15 protein-coding genes are annotated in these 17,737 nt (G+C 37.6%); 9 read left to right on the forward strand and 6 right to left on the reverse strand.

The window, feature by feature from the left end; translation table 11 throughout:
- Positions 1 to 296: 296 nt before the first annotated feature.
- The 8 genes from A1D18_RS01230 to A1D18_RS01265 all read left to right on the forward strand — a co-directional run bounded on the left by A1D18_RS01230 (position 297) and on the right by A1D18_RS01265 (position 10,900).
- A complete protein-coding gene (locus A1D18_RS01230; RefSeq protein ID WP_071662004.1) occupies positions 297 to 746 on the forward strand; it encodes a pilin in 450 nt (149 codons plus the stop codon).
- A gap of 173 nt (positions 747 to 919) precedes the next feature.
- On the forward strand, positions 920 to 3,760 hold the full coding sequence (ileS, locus tag A1D18_RS01235; protein WP_071662005.1) for an isoleucine--tRNA ligase: 2,841 nt from the start codon (positions 920 to 922) through the stop codon (positions 3,758 to 3,760).
- A gap of 31 nt (positions 3,761 to 3,791) precedes the next feature.
- Positions 3,792 to 4,271, forward strand: coding sequence for a signal peptidase II (gene lspA / locus A1D18_RS01240; RefSeq protein WP_071662006.1), 480 nt, complete (start codon positions 3,792 to 3,794; stop codon positions 4,269 to 4,271).
- A complete protein-coding gene (locus tag A1D18_RS01245; RefSeq protein WP_071662007.1) occupies positions 4,271 to 5,683 on the forward strand; it encodes an amino acid permease in 1,413 nt (470 codons plus the stop codon). The genes lspA and A1D18_RS01245 overlap by 1 nt, the downstream gene beginning before the upstream one ends.
- A gap of 40 nt (positions 5,684 to 5,723) precedes the next feature.
- On the forward strand, positions 5,724 to 6,161 hold the full coding sequence (locus A1D18_RS01250) for a lytic transglycosylase domain-containing protein (RefSeq protein ID WP_071662008.1): 438 nt from the start codon (positions 5,724 to 5,726) through the stop codon (positions 6,159 to 6,161).
- Positions 6,162 to 6,288: 127 nt separating this feature from the next.
- Positions 6,289 to 7,272 (forward strand): lipopolysaccharide heptosyltransferase I, encoded by a 984-nt coding sequence (gene waaC, locus A1D18_RS01255; protein ID WP_071662009.1) that lies wholly within the window; start codon positions 6,289 to 6,291, stop codon positions 7,270 to 7,272.
- A gap of 93 nt (positions 7,273 to 7,365) precedes the next feature.
- On the forward strand, positions 7,366 to 9,435 hold the full coding sequence (locus tag A1D18_RS01260; protein WP_245756765.1) for a primosomal protein N': 2,070 nt from the start codon (positions 7,366 to 7,368) through the stop codon (positions 9,433 to 9,435).
- 73 nt (positions 9,436 to 9,508) lie between these two features.
- Entirely contained in the window at positions 9,509 to 10,900 is a 1,392-nt protein-coding gene (locus A1D18_RS01265; RefSeq protein WP_071662010.1) for an L-serine ammonia-lyase, read from the forward strand.
- A gap of 11 nt (positions 10,901 to 10,911) precedes the next feature.
- Here the strand turns inward: A1D18_RS01265 and pssA are convergent, their stop codons facing one another.
- The 3 genes from pssA to A1D18_RS01280 all read right to left on the reverse strand — a co-directional run bounded on the left by pssA (position 10,912) and on the right by A1D18_RS01280 (position 14,909).
- Positions 10,912 to 11,745 carry a CDP-diacylglycerol--serine O-phosphatidyltransferase gene (gene pssA / locus A1D18_RS01270; RefSeq protein ID WP_084028686.1) on the reverse strand — a complete coding sequence of 278 codons (834 nt, stop codon included), beginning with the start codon at positions 11,743 to 11,745 and terminating at the stop codon, positions 10,912 to 10,914.
- On the reverse strand, positions 11,738 to 14,335 hold the full coding sequence (gene mutS, locus A1D18_RS01275; protein ID WP_084028687.1) for a DNA mismatch repair protein MutS: 2,598 nt from the start codon (positions 14,333 to 14,335) through the stop codon (positions 11,738 to 11,740). Before mutS ends, pssA begins: the two co-directional genes overlap by 8 nt.
- A 205-nt stretch (positions 14,336 to 14,540) precedes the next feature.
- Entirely contained in the window at positions 14,541 to 14,909 is a 369-nt protein-coding gene (locus tag A1D18_RS01280; RefSeq protein WP_171910802.1) for a dihydroneopterin aldolase, read from the reverse strand.
- A 93-nt stretch (positions 14,910 to 15,002) separates the two neighbouring features.
- Between A1D18_RS01280 and A1D18_RS01285 the strand changes: the two genes are divergently transcribed.
- Positions 15,003 to 15,467: a PH domain-containing protein gene (locus A1D18_RS01285; protein WP_071662013.1), complete on the forward strand. Its 465-nt coding sequence runs from the start codon at positions 15,003 to 15,005 to the stop codon at positions 15,465 to 15,467.
- 1 nt (position 15,468) lies between these two features.
- Here the strand turns inward: A1D18_RS01285 and gloB are convergent, their stop codons facing one another.
- From gloB to asd, 3 genes are all read right to left on the reverse strand, one after another.
- On the reverse strand, positions 15,469 to 16,242 hold the full coding sequence (gloB, locus tag A1D18_RS01290) for a hydroxyacylglutathione hydrolase (RefSeq protein WP_071662031.1): 774 nt from the start codon (positions 16,240 to 16,242) through the stop codon (positions 15,469 to 15,471).
- A 98-nt stretch (positions 16,243 to 16,340) separates the two neighbouring features.
- Complete coding sequence (locus A1D18_RS01295) at positions 16,341 to 16,826, reverse strand: acyl-CoA thioesterase (protein ID WP_071662014.1); 486 nt, start codon at positions 16,824 to 16,826, stop codon at positions 16,341 to 16,343.
- Positions 16,827 to 16,892: 66 nt separating this feature from the next.
- A complete protein-coding gene (gene asd / locus A1D18_RS01300) occupies positions 16,893 to 17,729 on the reverse strand; it encodes an archaetidylserine decarboxylase (RefSeq protein ID WP_071662015.1) in 837 nt (278 codons plus the stop codon).
- Positions 17,730 to 17,737: the final 8 nt, after the last annotated feature.

Below are 17,737 nucleotides of genomic sequence, written 5' to 3' on the forward strand. Positions count from 1 at the left end.
ATATCTATTGAATCTACAGGAAGTTTTTTTAAAGATTCCTAATCGTATAATTGACCTTGTTGTAGGATTGGCGTGCCTCAAGAAAGCAAAAAACTGAGTCCAATGATTAACTTTATGATCTTAATACCTATCAATTAGATTAAAGAGAATTATGAAAAGAATTTCAGCTTTTTATCTTGGGGCAGGTTAATTTTTCCCAATGACTCAATAAATTAAATCTTTTTTAATAGAGTGGGCACTGGTTTAAACAAGTATGGCTTGTTAAACTAGGGTATCTATTTTATAAGGCGTAGTTTATGTATTTAATCAAAGGAAAGCAAAAGGGTCTAACTTTACTTGAGCTCATGATAGTTATTGCGATTATTGGTATTTTAGCTGCAATAGCCATACCCAGTTATCAGAATTATAGTAATCGAGCTAAGTTTGCTGAAATTATTCAAGCGACTGCGCCGTTTAAGTTGGCAATTACTACCTGCGTGCATGAGCATGATAATTTAGTTGCTTGTGGCACACCCGGTCAAAATGGAATTCCAGATAATTTTAAATCAGAAAATCAAACTAAAGGCTATGTTGCGACGGTTGAAGTGGGTAAGAGCGCACAGATTATTGCTACCTCTCAGAGAATTCGTATTAATAAAATTGATCATTTTACATATATTTTAACACCTATTGATCAAACAGATGGTCAATTACGCTGGGACGTCAGTGGAACTTGTATACAGGCAGGCCTATGTAAGGCAGAGTAATTAGATGCTTACTCTGATAAGGGGTAAGTGACTTCATAATCAATCAAATAGGCTATACAATCCTAGAGTTTAGTTTCTTTTCAGTTTTGACTATATTGTAGGTTCTTTAAGCATGTTATTCTAAGCCTATTTAAATTTAAGACTAAACAGAGCCTCTATTGAGGTTAGATAACATGACTGACTATAAAAATACCTTAAATCTTCCTCACACTAAATTTCCAATGAAGGCCAATTTGCCGCAGGCAGAGCCAGCTATTTTAAAGCAGTGGGAATCTTTATCGCTTTATAAAAAATTACGCGAAAAAAATCATGGCAAGGCCAAATATATTCTTCACGATGGTCCCCCTTATGCGAATGGCCACATTCATATTGGGCATGCGGTGAATAAAATTTTAAAAGACATGGTTCTGAAAGCAAAGACCATGAGTGGTTTCGATGCTCCTTTTGTTCCAGGTTGGGATTGTCATGGGCTACCTATCGAGCTAAACGTTGAAAAAAAACTTGGCCAAGTCGGTAGTAAATTAACAGCAAAAGCTTTTCGGCAGGCTTGTCGTGAATATGCAAGCCAACAAATATCGATTCAACGCGAGGAATTTAAGCGGTTAGGTGTGCTTGGCGATTGGGATCATCCTTACTTGACTATGAACTTTCAATTCGAAGCGAATATTATTCGCGCATTAGGCCAAATTATTAGCCGAGGGCATCTGCAACAAGGATTTAAACCCGTGCATTGGTGCGTCAATTGTGGATCCGCTTTGGCAGAGGCCGAGGTCGAATATGCGGATAAAATTTCACCTGCAATTGATGTACGGTTTAGCGTGATTGATGAGAGTGATTTTTTAAGTCGAATACCTGCTGACGCAGGTTATGGACCTATAGTAATCCCCATATGGACCACAACACCTTGGGCTCTACCCGCTAATGAAGCAGTTACTTTAAATCCAGATATTGAATATGTTTTGGTGCAAACTGAGAGTGAACGTTTATTAATTGCTGAGTCTTTATTAGTAAGCTGTATACAGCGTTACCAAGTAACGGATTATAAACATTTAGGTAGCGCGACAGGACAAGTTTTTGAAGGAGTTATACTGCAACATCCTTTTTATCATCGACAAATACCCGTTATTTTAGGTGAACATGTTACTACAGAAGCAGGTACGGGCGCGGTACAGACTGCGCCCGCACATGGTGTTGAAGATTATAATGTTGCTCAACACTATGGATTGCCATTAATTAATCCAGTTGGTGGCAATGGCTGTTTTTTACCGGGTACTGCTCTATTTGAAGGGGAGCATGTGTTTAAAGTCAACCCTTTAGTGATCGATAAGTTAAGAGAGTCCAAAAATTTATTGAAAGAAGAAAATATTAAGCATAGTTATCCACATTGTTGGCGCCATAAGACTCCTTTAATTTTTCGTGCGACACCTCAATGGTTTATTAGTATGGAACAACAAGCCTTAAAGGAAGATAGTTTAGCCGCTATCAAGCAAGTTACTTGGATTCCACAATGGGGAGAAGCGCGTATTGAATCCATGGTTAGCAATCGGCCCGATTGGTGTATTTCTAGACAACGAAGTTGGGGGGTTCCTATTCCTTTATTTGTACATCGTTACTCTCGTGATTTGCATCCTAATAGTCTTAGCTTGTTAGAACAAATTGCAAATCGTGTGACAGAGATAGGGATAGATGCCTGGTATGATTTAAATCCAGAAGAAATATTAGGTAATGAAGCAAAAGATTATGAAAAATTAACCGATTGTCTAGATGTATGGTTTGACTCAGGCGTCAGTCATTATGCCGTTTTAATGAAAAATCCTGCTTTGGCGTGGCCTGCTGATCTTTATTTAGAAGGTTCTGATCAGCATCGAGGTTGGTTTCAATCTTCTTTATTAACTTCTGTGGCGATGAACGTCCAAGCGCCTTATAAGTCGGTTTTAACACATGGATTTACTGTGGATGAAAAAGGCCACAAAATGTCTAAATCCTTAGGGAATGTGGTTGCACCAGAAAAGGTTATACAAAGTTTAGGAGCGGATATTTTACGTTTATGGATTTCTTCAACCGATTATCGTAAAGAAATAGCTGTTTCTGATGAAATTTTAAAACGTACGGCAGAAGCTTATCGGCGAATTCGAAATACGATTCGTTTTTTATTAGCCAATTTACATGACTTTGATCCAGCGGATGCTGTGCCAACGAGCGACATGTTGTCTTTAGATATTTGGATCTTAGAACGGGCAAAATTATTACAACATGAGATCATCGACGCTTATGAGAATTTTCAATTCCATACCATTTATCAGAAGCTACAACAATTTTGTATTAGCGATTTAGGTGGCTTTTATTTAGATATTATCAAGGATCGTCAATATACGTTACAAAAAGACAGTGTCGCACGACGTTCTGCACAAACGGCACTTTTTTATATTGTTGAAGCAATGGTGCGTTGGTTAGCGCCCATTTTAAGCTTTACGGCAGAAGAAATTTGGCACTATCTTCCAGGGAAACGGGAAGATAGTGTATTTTTAAATGAATGGTATTCCTTATCTTTTTCGTTCGCAGAAGATCCATTACAAACAATTTATCAGCAAACTGATCGACAAACTTACTGGAATAAGCTCATCCAAGTTCGTAATGAAGTTAACAAAGTGATTGAAAAATCACGTATCAGTGGTGAATTAGGTTCTTCATTGGAAGCGGAGGTTGAACTTTATGTCAAGGAAGATTCTCAACTCTATAAAATACTCTCTGCTCTAAAGGATGAGCTTAGATTTGTATTGATAACCTCTGATGTAAAACTATTGATTTCCAAGCCACTCAAACAGGTATTCTTTACTATCAATGCTGAAGAATTAGGAATAAATGTTATTTCTACGGTAGGGAAAAAAACAAAATGTGCTCGTTGTTGGCATCGACGTTCCGATGTAGGAAAAGCCCCCGAGTATCCTGAGATCTGTTTGCGCTGTGTTGAGAATCTTCCCGAAGGGAAAGGAGAACAGCGAATCTATGCTTAAAATCGAATTTCCCCCCCAACCTATTTGACTTATGCAAGAAAAAAAAATATCTCAGTTAGTATGGCTTTGGTTAAGTGCATTCATTATTGCTCTCGATTATTTAAGCAAGTTGTGGATGACACATTGGTTAGATCAGGCTAGCGTCATTCCGGTATTTCCTTGCTTAAACTTTATATTGACGCACAATTTTGGTGCCGCATTTAGTTTTTTAGGTCAAGCGGATGGATGGCAACGATGGTTTTTTTCAGCAATTAGTGGAATTGTTAGTATTTACTTAGTACGCTTGCTTTATCGCGGAGGTTTAAGTAATTGGGTAGCATGCGCGATTGCGTTGATATTAGGTGGAGCGATTGGTAATTTATACGATCGGCTAAGTCTAGGTTACGTCATAGATTTTATTGATTTTTGTATTGGCCATTGGCATTTTGCTACCTTTAATTTGGCTGATACAGCCATTTCTATAGGTGCTGTTATCTGGATCATTGCTAGCTATAAATCCGGAAAAAAATAATGATAGGGTCTACTAAAAATAGGCTTATTAAAAAACCACTGGGTGTGTTTAGTTTAGCCATGATGAATGTCATTGCGGTTGACAGTTTGCGTTCATTACCTATCGCGGCTCAATTTGGTTATGCCTTAATATTTTTTTACTTACTTGCCGCATTGCTGTTTTTTATTCCGACAGCGTTAGTTACTGCTGAATTAGCTACTTCTTGGCCGAGCACAGGGGGTGCGTATATATGGATTCGCACTGCGTTTGGTGTGCGATGGGGTTGGTTTGCGATTTGGCTGCAGTGGATATACAACGTTGTTTGGTATCCAACGATATTGTCTTTTGTAATAGCGGCCTTTGCGTATTTAATTGATCCACAATTGGTACAACATAAACTCTATCTTTTAAGTACGATATTAATTATCTGGTGGCTGGTTACGGCTTTAAGTTGCTTAGGTTTGCGTGTTTCGAGTTGGCTTAGTAGTATCGGCGCTTTAGTAGGTACTTTAATTCCTATGCTTTTTATGATTGTGTTAGCGCTCATTTGGATTAAAAGCTCACGTCCATTAGCGATACATTTTTCCTCGTATTCATTTTTTCCTAGTCTGAGTAATTTTAATAATTTGGCCTTTTTAACGACTATTATTTTTGGTTTAATGGGCTTAGAAATGTCTGCTGTACACGCAGGGGATGTACATAATCCACAGAAAGATTTTCCGCGAGCCTTATTTTGGTCAGCAAGTTTAATATTGATAAGCTTGATATTGGGCTCTTTAGCTATAGCGCTTATTGTTCCAGCAAATCAGCTTAGTATATTGTCGGGTTTAACGGAGGCTTATGTTGCTTTTTTTAGTAGTTATCATTTGTCCTTTTTTATACCGATCACTATTTCTTTAATTATCATAGGAAGTTTGTGCAGTATTTCTACCTGGGTCATAGGTCCTACGCGAGGTTTGCTGATTGCTACATTCGAGAGCCAAATTCCAGGCTTGCACTGGTTGCTTAAAGTTAATCGGTTTGGTGCACCTATAAGCTTATTGCTAGTTCAAGGTGTTCTAGTTTCTCTATTAACGAGTCTTTTTATACTGATTCCTAGTGTCAATGAGACCTATTGGTTATTAAGCGTTATGACGGCACAATTGGCAGTATTATTTTATATTTTTTTGTTTTTAACCGCATTACGTTTGCGATATAAAGAGGCAGGCAGAAATCGTGCCTATCATATTCCAGGAGGCCATTGGGGGATTTGGATAGTCTGTGGTGCGGGTTTAGTAGGCTGTTTGATTACATTTATACTCGGATTTTTTCCTCCTAGTGGTATCGAAGTGAGTAATCTACTAAAATTTGATATGATTTTGTTAGGCGGCCTTTTGTTATTTTGTTTGCCAGCTATTATCTGCGCTGGATGGGCTTTAGCTTTAAAAAAGTGAGAATAATAACAAATTTGTTAATAATTAGAAGAGGTTGCTGATGATAAGCGCATTAGAAATTCATGGTGTGCCTATCGAGTGTATTAATCAAGCGGCCATAACTTACCATGTTCCAGCGACTTTAATTCTTTCCGTTTTAGCGATAGAAAATGGGAGGAAAGGTTCGGCTTCGTCTAATCAAAATGGGACTTTCGATTATGGTCCTATGCAAATTAATTCAATTTGGTTATTAAAAATTCGACGATATGGTTATACGCAGTATCAGTTGCAATATGATCCTTGTATTAATGTTAAGGTGGGTACTTGGATACTGAGCCAACATATTGCAAATGATGCAAGTCCTTGGCGAGGAGTAGGCAGTTATCATTCACATACCGCTCGATTAAACCATAATTATCAAATCAAAGTCTCTGAAGTCTATCGGCTTTTAGCGAATTATTTGTCTCATCCGAATAACTCGACATTATCTGTGGCTTAAGATTTAAATTTTTAATCTTAGATTAGAATCGATATGCAAAATTTTTTTCATCGTTGTTTTTTGCGAAGCAATCTAAACATCGAAAAGATCAAAAAAAGATGCCTTCTTATTGATAATTTATTTTTTTATGCGTGTTTTAATCATTAAAATGTCCTCAATGGGTGATATTATTCATACATTACCTGCAGTTACTGATGCGATTCAGGCTATTTCGAATATTCAATTTGATTGGGTAGTGGAAGAGTCTTTTGCAGAAATTCCAAATTGGCACAAGCAAGTCCAACAAATCATTCCTATCGCATTACGGCGATGGCGAAAAAATATCTGGCAAGCGGTTCAAAATGGAGAAGTAAAGCAATTTTATAAACAATTATCTGCCCGGCAATATGATATTGTTTTAGATGCGCAAGGATCTATTAAAAGTGCAATTACGACGCGATTAAGTCGAGGTTGTCGCCTAGGCATGGATAAGCATTCCGTTCGGGAAAGTTTAGCCTATCTGGCGTATCAGCAAACCTTTTCTGTGCCCTGGCAGCAACATGCTATTGATCGGTTACGTCAATTATTTGCTAAAGCCTTAAAATATCCTTTACCAAAAACTCGACCTGATTATGGTATTAATAAAGAAAATTTAAGCCAAGCTAAAATACAATTACCAAGAGATTACCTGATATTTATACCTAATACGAGTTGTTCAAGTAAACATTGGCCCAATTATTCCTGGTCTTTACTCATAGAAGAAATGACTCGTCAGAAAGTAAGCGTTTTTATTCCTTGGGGGAATGAAAATGAAAGAAAAAATGCTAATCGATTGACTAAGAAAAACCGTCTAGCACAGGTATTACCTTACTTAAGTCTCAATGAGTTAGCGGCAGTTTTAGCGAATGCTAAAGCAGTCGTTGCAGTAGACACTGGATTAAGTCATTTGTCTGCAGCTTTAGGCATTCCTACGATTGTTCTATATGGTCCAACTAACTCTTCATTGATAGGAACCATAGGTCTTTCACAATGTCATATCAAAATGGCAGTTAATGGGAGTAGTAAACAAGATAATAATACCATTGTTTTAAAAAAAATAACCGATAATTTGCGGCAATTTTTGAAACTTTAATTAGCTTAGACTACATAATTTTTAATTTCTAAGTGTTATTTTTTTCGATAAACCGATCAGTTTTTAATTTTATGCAACCATGAGGATTGCGAGTTGATCAGTAACACAGACAAAAATTCAAGTGCGAAGCGTATTCTAAAAATTGCTATTCCAGCACCTTTACATCAATATTTTGAATATTTGGCTCCAGCTGGCTTTCCATTAACGCCATTAAAAAAAGGTTTACGTGTACTCGTGCCTTTTGGTAATCAGAAAAAAATTGGTTTTTTAATGGAAATAAGTGAAGAATCAGTTTGGCCAAAATCTCAGCTTAAACAAGCGCTTGCTATTCTTGATGAAACTCCGCTTTTACCGGATTCTATTCAAGAGTTATTAGAATGGACAAGTCGATACTATCATTGTCCTATCGGTGAAGTGTTTGCTAATGCTATGCCGCAGGTATTGCGCACAGGAAAAGACGCTAAAAAACTTAAAAACTCCGTTAAAAAACGAACTAAAGAAATTAACAGAGACGAGCTCACGAATCATTCTGAGAATAATTTAAATTTATCGGATCAAATTCGACTAAATAATCATCAGCGACAGTCTATTGAGAGTATTGTTAATTCATTAGATAAATTTCAAGCGTTTCTTTTAAATGGCGTGACAGGAAGTGGAAAAACAGAAGTCTATTTGGAAGTGATACAAGCCGTACTCGATCGAGGTAAACAAGCATTAGTCTTAGTTCCAGAAATTGGTTTAACACCGCAAATGTTAGCGAGATTTCGAAATCGCTTTTCAGTTCCATTGGTATTGTTTCATTCTAAATTAACCGATAAGCAGCGCTTAGAAAATTGGTTACTCTCTAAATCAGGTAAAGCATCTATTATTATTGGTACACGCTCAGCTTTATTTACACCTTTATTACATCCGGGCGTTATTATCATTGATGAAGAACATGATAGTTCTTTTAAGCAGCAAACAGGTTTGCGTTATCACGCTCGAGATTTAGGCTTAGTTCGCGGCCGTTTAGAAAACATCCCGGTCGTATTGGGTTCAGCGACGGCATCTTTAGAAAGTATTTTTAATGCTAAGCAAAATCGTTATCAAATATTACACTTACCTGATAGAGCAGGACTCGCTATTCAACCTAGCTTTCATTTTATTGATTTACGTCAGCAAAAACTTGATCAAGGATTTTCTCCCGCATTATTACAAACCATGGAAAAGCATTTGCAAAATCAAGGTCAAGTACTTTTATTTTTGAATCGACGTGGCTATTCACCAGTTACTATTTGTCATGATTGCGGTTGGACAGCCGATTGCCAGCGTTGTGAACAAAAAATGAATTTTCATCAAAAGCCGGCTCACTTACAGTGTCATTATTGCGGCTATCGGCGTCCTTTAGATTCGCGCTGTCCTGACTGCCAGGGTCAACAATTACTTGCTTTGGGTCAGGGTACACAACGTTTGGAACAAACCTTAAAAAAATACTTTCCTGATATTGGGATTGCTCGAATCGATCGAGATAGTACGCAACGTAAAGGAAGCTTAGATAAATTATTAAAAAATATACATGAAGGTGAAAGTCAGATTTTAATTGGAACACAAATGTTAGCGAAAGGTCATCATTTTCCAAATGTGACTTTAGTGGGGATTTTAGAAGCAGACAGTGGTTTGTTTAGTGCGGACTTTCGTGCCTTGGAACGTACCGGCCAATTATTAACGCAAGTAGCAGGCCGATCCGGGCGAGCCGATAAACCTGGAGAGGTATGGATTCAAACCTATCATCCAGAGCATCCTTTATTAAAGCATTTGTTAGAGCAAGGTTATCTTAGTTTTAGCGAACTATTATTACAAGAAAGACGGCTCTCTCTATTACCTCCTTACAGTTATTTGGCACTGATACATGCCGAAGCCTTAAGCTCAGCCTATCCATTTGATTTTTTAAATGAAGTAAAAAATCAGGCTAAATTAGTGGGGAAAGAAATCAGCCTATTAGGGCCAGTTCCTTCTTTATTACCTCGTCGGGCGGGTTATTATCGTTGCCAATTATTGTTACAGGCAAAACAGCGTAACACTTTACAGGGTTTATTAGAGCAAATTATTAAACCCATTAGCCTTTTTGCTAGTAGTCGTCGAGTTCGTTGGTCACTCGATGTCGATCCCATCGAGCTTTTTTGATTAAAAAGGCTTCTTTTGCATGAAGTAAAGCGCTAAAATACTGTCAAATAATGAACTAAAAAGTAATTTGTTTATGACTATTAGTGTGTTTGATTTGTTTTCCATCGGTATAGGTCCATCGAGCTCGCATACCGTAGGCCCTATGAAAGCTGCTTATGCTTTTGTCGAAAAACTAGCACTCGATCGTGAATTATTTAATGAAGTAAATCGTTTGCAGGTTGAACTCTTTGGCTCGCTAGCGTTAACCGGCCGAGGTCACGGTACAGATATTGCGGTTTTAAATGGCCTGGAAGGGCAACTTCCTGAAACAGTTAATCCCGATGAGGTTACTCCACGAGCCAAGACAATTTTTGAACATTGTAAAATTCAACTGGCGGGAAAAAAAAGTATTTCATTTTCTCAACAGACCGATCTATTATTTTTACAAAAAGCGTTACTTCCCTTGCATACTAATGGCATGCGTTTTAGTGCCTTTAATCCACAAGGAGTTCTTTTAAACAGCCAAATTTATTACTCCATCGGCGGTGGTTTTATCGTTACTGAACAAGCGTTTGGTCAGCAGCATAAAGATGCTGTTCCGGTGCCTTATCCTTTTTCTACCGCCATAGAGTTGTTTAATACCTGTAAAAAAAATAACTTAACGATTTCAGAGCTTATGTTAGCTAATGAACAACAATTAGCACCCGATAGAGAGTTACGCACTGATTTATTGAAAATAGCCGATATTATGCAAATCTGTGTGGATAACGGTTGTCATACCCAGGGAATATTACCGGGTGGGCTGAGCGTCAAACGTCGGGCACCGGAACTTTTCAGCAAGATGAATAATAAAACCATATCGAAGTTAGGGACGTGTCCAGACTCATTATTATGGCCAACTATTTACGCGATGGCGGTTAATGAGGAAAATGCTGCGGGAGGGCGTATAGTCACTGCGCCAACGAATGGAGCTGCGGGTATTATTCCTGCGGTATTAACCTATTATCGCCGGTTTTATGACGAAGTGAACGAACATTCCATCACTGATTTTCTATTGACGGCAGGTGCTATTGCCTTACTTTATAAAATGAATGCATCGATATCCGGTGCAGAGGTTGGCTGTCAGGGGGAAGTCGGTGTTGCTTGCTCGATGGCGGCAGGTGCATTAACGGCAGTTTTAGGTGGTAGTTTAGAGCAAATAGAAAATGCCGCTGAAATGGCAATGGAACATCATTTGGGTTTAACGTGTGACCCAGTTGCAGGGCTAGTCCAAATTCCTTGTATCGAACGCAATGGTGTCGGTGCGGAGAAAGCGATTAAATTGGCGCATTTAGCTTTAATGGAAGATGGGAAAAATAAAAAAGTACCTTTAGATAAAGTTATCGAAACTATGTTTGCCACCGGAAAAGATATGATGGCGATTTACAAGGAAACTTCTTTAGGTGGTTTGGCAAAAACTCTCGCTGTGAATATCCCCGAATGTTAGCGTCTTTTTTGTTATTTTCTTTTTAAGGATCGCGCTTTATACAGTGCATGTAAGGTCAAAATAGGTCCGGAAAGAGCATAGCAGAAAAAGATTAGAAATAATATTTTAGGTGGGTCGAGTGAAATACCCACAAAAGCTAATACTACCAATAAAATAGCCACAAAAGGCACACGTCCTTTCAGATCAATTTCTTTGAAAGAGTAATAACGCACATTACTGACCATTAGAATTGCAATGAGTATCGCTAATACGGCAGTTATCATACTAACGCCATCACCTAAAATTTCTGAATCAACACACAACCATACCATACTGGCTAAGACACCCGCTGCGGCAGGGATAGGGAGTCCTTGAAAATAACGTTTATCAGCTATCAATACTTGTGTATTAAAACGCGCTAAACGTAATGCTCCAGCTGCTGCAAATATAAATGCGGCTAACCAACCTAATTTACCTAATCCTTCTAAAGACCAACTATAAATAACTAAAGCGGGAGCGACACCGAAAGAAACCATGTCTGATAAACTATCTAATTCGGCTCCAAAAGCACTTTGCGTGTTGGTTAGGCGTGCAACACGACCATCAAAAAAATCCATAATCATCGCAACAAAAATAGCAATCGCCGCATAATTAAAATAACCTTCCATGGCAATGACGATGGCATAAAAACCTGCGAATAAACCGGCGATGGTAAACAAATTTGGCAGTAAATAAATTCCACGGCGACGGTAAGCTAATCTTTCTCCGTCTTCATGATCACCATGGTGACTACCTTTTTCATCAGAATTAGCCAATTTTTCTTCAACAGGCTGGGCGAAAAGTTTTGTGTCATTTGGGTTATTCATTAGGAATTCCTTGCAAGGATTTTAATCTATAAATGATCTCAAGTGCTTTTTTGGGAGCTAATTGATCGGGATCTACTTGGTCGAGTAGGTTCATAATATCAGGGTTAGCAGAGAGTTTCTGTAAGGGAAGTGGGTTTACTTTGTTGTTGTGGTTAGTTACGGAGTTTTTTTCAAGTGCGGTGAGTTTTTCTCTGGCGCGCTGAATAACGGGTTTAGGGACGCCTGCTAATTGCGCTACTTGTAATCCATAACTTTGATTCGCAGGTCCTTCCTTGATAGTATATAAAAATACGATGCTATCGTTATGTTCTCTTGCTTCAACATGACAGTTCTTTATGACAGAGTTTTCTTCAGCCAGGCCTGTCAACTCAAAATAATGAGTTGCAAATAAGGTATAAGCTTTAACATACTTTGCTAAATACTCAGCGCAAGAAAAAGCTAAAGCAAGTCCATCAAAAGTACTGGTGCCGCGTCCAATTTCATCCATAATAATTAAACTTTGCTTCGTTGCATTATGCAAAATAGAGGCCGTTTCTGTCATTTCTACCATAAAGGTTGAACGACCACTAGCAAGATCATCAGCTGCTCCGATTCGGGTGAAAATACGATCAATGGGGCCTATCGTAGCGCTTTTTGCTGGAACAAAACAACCTATCATTGCTAATAAACAAATTAAAGCAGTTTGGCGCATATAAGTTGATTTTCCACCCATGTTCGGACCAGTAATGATTAATAAGCGTTGTTCAGGATCTAAATGACAATTATTCGCTACAAAAGGGGTATCTAAGGAGTGTTCAATAACTAAATGTCGACCTCCTTCAATATGGATACCTGGATTTTTACTTAATCGAGGACAGGTTAAATGGAGTGTTGTTGCACGTTCTGCAAAGCATATCAGCACGTCTAACTCGGCTATGGCATTGACGGTTTTTTGTAAATCTGCTAGATAAAAAGCTAATTGATCGAGTAATTCATCATAAAGTTTTTTTTCCAAACTTAACGCTTTAGAACGAGCGCTTAAAGCTTTATCCTCAAATTCTTTTAACTCAGGTGTAATAAAGCGCTCGGCATTTGTCAGAGTTTGCCGACGAATATAATGTGGTGGGACGTGTTTGGATTGCCCTCGACTTATTTCGATGTGATAACCATGTATCCGATTAAAGCCAACCTTCAACGTACTAATGCCTGAAAGCGTTCGTTCACGTTTTTCTAAATCAATCAGATATTGCCCAGTATGTTCACTTAGGTTTTTTAATTCATCAAGTTCAGCATGATAACCTTTTGCGATCATACCTCCTTCACGAGTAACAGCAGGAGGATGTTCAACAATTGCTTGCTGTAATAAACAAAATAATTCTGGAAAGGTTTTTATCTGTTGACTTAATGAAATAAGTAATTCTGATTTTTCATCAGGCGCTTGAGTCTTTAAACAAGGGCCAAGTTTATTATGAATATCTGGCAAAATCGCAAGACCCCATCGTAATTGACTTAAATCTCGTGGTCGCGCCGATTTTAATCCAACTCGTGTAATAATACGTTCGAGATCACCTAGTTGTTTTAACAACGAGTGTAAACTTATACAGGATTGTGTCGCTAATAAATTTATAATAGCGGTTTGCCGTGATTCTATGGTAAATACCTTACGTAAAGGCCGATGCAACCATTGATTTAGTAAACGACTTCCCATGGGAGTGGCTGTTTTATCTAAAATAGACATTAGAGTATTGCTTTTTTCGCCTTGTAAATTAAGCGTTAACTCTAAATTACGTCGGGTAGTTACATCTAATACGATACTTTCTTCGCGCCTCTCTATGCGAATCGGCTGAATATGGTGTAATTGGGTACGCTGCGTGTCTTTAACATAATTTAATAAACAACCGGTTGCTTGTATGGCTAAGGGTAAATCCTGACAACCAAAACCACTGAGATCGCGTGTTTGAAATTGTTGGGTTAATAAATGAGTGGCAGTGTTGAAATCAAATTCCCAGGGCGGGCGGCGTCGAATTGTTTTATAAGAGGTTAATACATCTTCATCTTTATATTCTTCGCTAATTAATAGTTCAGCGGGATTAAGTCGTGCTAATTCACTGGTAAGTGCTTCTTTACCATTAATTTGTAAAATATGAATTTGGCCACTCCCCATGTCAAAATAAGAAAGTCCAAATTGTTCATCGTGGTTATATAGTGCAAGTAATAGGCTTTGATTTTTTTCTAATAATGCTTCATCACTGAGTGTGCCTGGCGTAATAATACGTGTTACTTGTCTTTCCATTGGACCTTTGGAGTGATTCGGATCACCTATTTGTTCGCAAATAGCAATTGACTCGCCAAGTTTAACCAGTTTTGCTAAATAGTTTTCAACGCTATGAAAGGGTACACCGGCCATAGGAATAGCTTGGCTGGCGGATTGACCTCTCTTGGTTAAGGTAATGTTTAATAATTTTGCAGCTTTGATGGCATCTTCATAAAATAATTCATAAAAATCCCCCATGCGATAAAACAATAATTTATCACTGTGTTGAGCTTTTAGTTGCAGATATTGACGAATCATGGGTGTATGCTGGGATAAATCGGTGCTATTCTTCTTCATAAGACAAGACCTCGTGCAAAATCTTTGCTTCTTATTGGTTGTTTCATTAATTTTAACTTTCAGATTTTTAATTATTCGAGAAGTAAACGCTTTACAAAGCTAGAAATTAAATATCTTGAGAAAAATTCCTTTTTGACTTAATTAAGATAGTGTAACTAAAATATAAATTTAATTATACTCTCCGCACTTGAGTTTTTGTCTATTGCTAATCGCTGATTGAAAAGCTAGCTTGTTCTAGTTTAGATAATTGAGGGTTTTTGGTAATACATAAGAAAACATTAATTTTTTTGTCATTTATTTTTTCAGATAGTTCTATTTTAAGAAATTGGTAGAGTTGATAAGTTAAGGCTTCAATAAGTTTAAAAGAACGATCATCACAAAACTGTTGCAAATTATCTGCTAGATTGGCGTAACAGATCGTATTCATTAAATTATCATTAGTACAGGCGTCAAGTAAACGATCAAAACCAAGCTTTATTTGCAGGGAAACTTTTTGAGGTAATTGTCGTTCCTCGACTGAATTGCCTAATTTAACCAGTAAGTTAAGTTTTTCTAGTATCAATTGAGAGTTCATACGCGAAAAGCATAGCAAACTAGTGTGAGTTTGGCTACTATAACCCATTCTGCTCAAAAGCGGTGAGTTAAATAAAATAATAAGAGGTCCTTAATGAATTATATCAATAAAACGCTCTTGCCGGATGAAAAAGTTATCTATTGTAGTCACCCACACTGGATCATTATTTTTAGATCACTAATGGGTTTGATTTTAATTGCTGGATTTTTGATGATCGGAGGTTGGCTTACTCTATTGCTCATCAGTCTTTTTTCTTTATTAGGTTTAGCTACTTGCCTGTCTGGACTGATTGTTTACTATTCTTCTGAATTTGGTATAACAGATAAACGGGTCATCATGAAGTCTGGATTGATTACTCGCTATGCTTATGAAAATTCATTGGATCGCATTGAAGGGATAGAAATTAGCCAAAGTATTATGGGCCGTATTTTTGATTATGGATCAATTCGTATTCGCGGGGTAAGTGGGACCAATGAATTATTTTCTGCTGTTTGCCATCCATTTAGATTTCGATATAAAGTATTAGATGAAATTGAACGGCAAAAAAAAACTAAATAGCTTATTTGAAATTATTTTTCCATTGACGAAGATAAGTGAATATTTCAACGGGAGTGGCAAGTTTTTTACCGGTTCTTTTTTCTATACGTCTCTTTATTTCGGGATTATCACAACGTAAAAAAGGATTACTTAAACGTTCTTCAGATAAGAGACTGGGTACACTGGGCAGATTTTTTTGACGTAATTCTCTAGTTTTTTCTAAGCGTTCTTTGATATGGATATTATTGGGCTCTACTGCTTGAGCGAAGTGTAGGTTAGCCAGCGTATATTCATGACCGCAATAAATCTGCACTTCATCGGGAAGTTGAGCCAGTTTATTCAAAGAATTTAACATTTGTTCGGGAGTCCCTTCAAATAATCGACCACATCCTGCTGTAAATAAGGTATCTCCACAGAATAAAAGAGAGTTTCCAAGGTAAGCAATATGCCCTAAGGTATGGCCAGGAATAGCGAGGACTTCAAAAATTGGCCAATTGACTAATTCAATTTTATCGCCCTCATCGACAGGGTTATTTACACCGGCTATTTTTTCTTTTGCTGGTCCAAATACAGGGACATGATGGTGTTTTAGAATAGAACGAATACCATTCGTATGATCCCAATGATGATGAGTGATTAATATGGCATCGAGTTTAAGGTTTAACTGTTTTAATTGCGTAAGGACGGGTTTTGCTTCACCTGGATCGACAATGATGCAATGTTTTGTTTTTTCATTGATAAGACACCAAATATAATTATCTTTAAAACCTAAAATAGGTAATATTTGTATCGTCATAATCTCTCCACAAAATTCTTTTATTTTTTTAATCGACATCCTTGAAACAGTTCAAATCAGTTCGAGAGGATTTCAATTATTGATTTAGCATTTATGTATCAGTTTGTTTTTCTTGATGCTTGATGTCGGCGCTCACGTCGCTTACCCGCTTCTTCATAACGCCGTATTTCATCGTTTGTTTCAGGAATAACTTTAGGGACGGGTGCAGGATGGCCATGCTCATTAGTACCTACAAAAGTAAAATAGGCAGATACTATATGACGTCGTGTTCCGGTACGATAATCTTCAGCAAGAACCCGTACTCCGATTTCCATTGAACTGGTCCAACTACGGTTAATAGCCGCTTGAAATATTAGAATATCTCCTCGAGTTGCTGGCTGCAAAAAATGCATAGCATCGACAGAAACAGTCACACAAGGCCTTTGACTGTGTCTCTCGGCAACAACAGAAGCCACTCTATCGAGAGTGGACATCACTAAACCACCGAACACGGTTTCTGTTGAGTTCAAATCATTAGGAAATATTTTATAAGTATGGTCATGTACAGCCGAGGCTGAAACGGTTTTTTCTTGTGGTATAGACATTAGCCACCTAAGTTTTCTTTTATCATCAAAAAACTATTATAACTTAATATTATTTACAAACACACCTCATGTTGTTTGACCAATACATTCTCCAAATTTCATTTTTTTTCCAGATAATTCAGCCAACCACTTCATACGATTGGGGGCGAATAAAATAATAACCGTAGAACCTAATTGAAATTGCCCTATCTCTTGTCCTTTAAGTAAGGAAATTTTGTTATCTAGATAATGCCAATGATAAATATGTCGTTTCAAAGCAGGTACGATAACTCCTTCCCACGTGATGTTGATGCTGCCAACGAGCATCGCTCCGACTAAAATGACTGCCATGGGACCTATAGATGTAGAAAATAGCGTAATAACTCGTTCATTTCGAACAAATAAATTGGGTAGTTCTTTTGTGGTTTGATCATCTACTGAAAATAAACGTCCTGGAACATAAATCATTTCTTTCAATTCGCCGCTATAAGGAATATGGACACGATGATAATCTTGAGGGGCTAGATAAAAGGTGGCAAATTCTCCTCCTTGAAATTGTGTGGCTATTTTGGCTGAGCCTCCTAATAAGGCTTGTAAGTTATAGTTTACTTTTTTGGCTTGGATAAGCTGATTTTTCTTGATATGGCCAATTTGACTAATAGTTCCATCTACAGGCGACACAATATCTCTAGTATCACTAGAAATTGGGCGCATTTCGGTTTTTAAAGAGCGTGTAAAAAAATGATTAAAATTAATATAACGATTAGGATTTTCTTCCCGCGCTAAAGTCATATCAACCTGATAATGGCGAATGAACCCATGGATTAATCTATTTTTGATCCATGGCTGTTTGCAGTTGGCTATCCATCCAGCAAAACGCGAGAGACTATGTTGGGGTAGTAACGATTGATAACGAGTGTGCAAATAATTCT

Source organism: Candidatus Rickettsiella isopodorum (genome assembly GCF_001881495.1).
GTDB lineage: Bacteria > Pseudomonadota > Gammaproteobacteria > Diplorickettsiales > Diplorickettsiaceae > Aquirickettsiella > Aquirickettsiella isopodorum.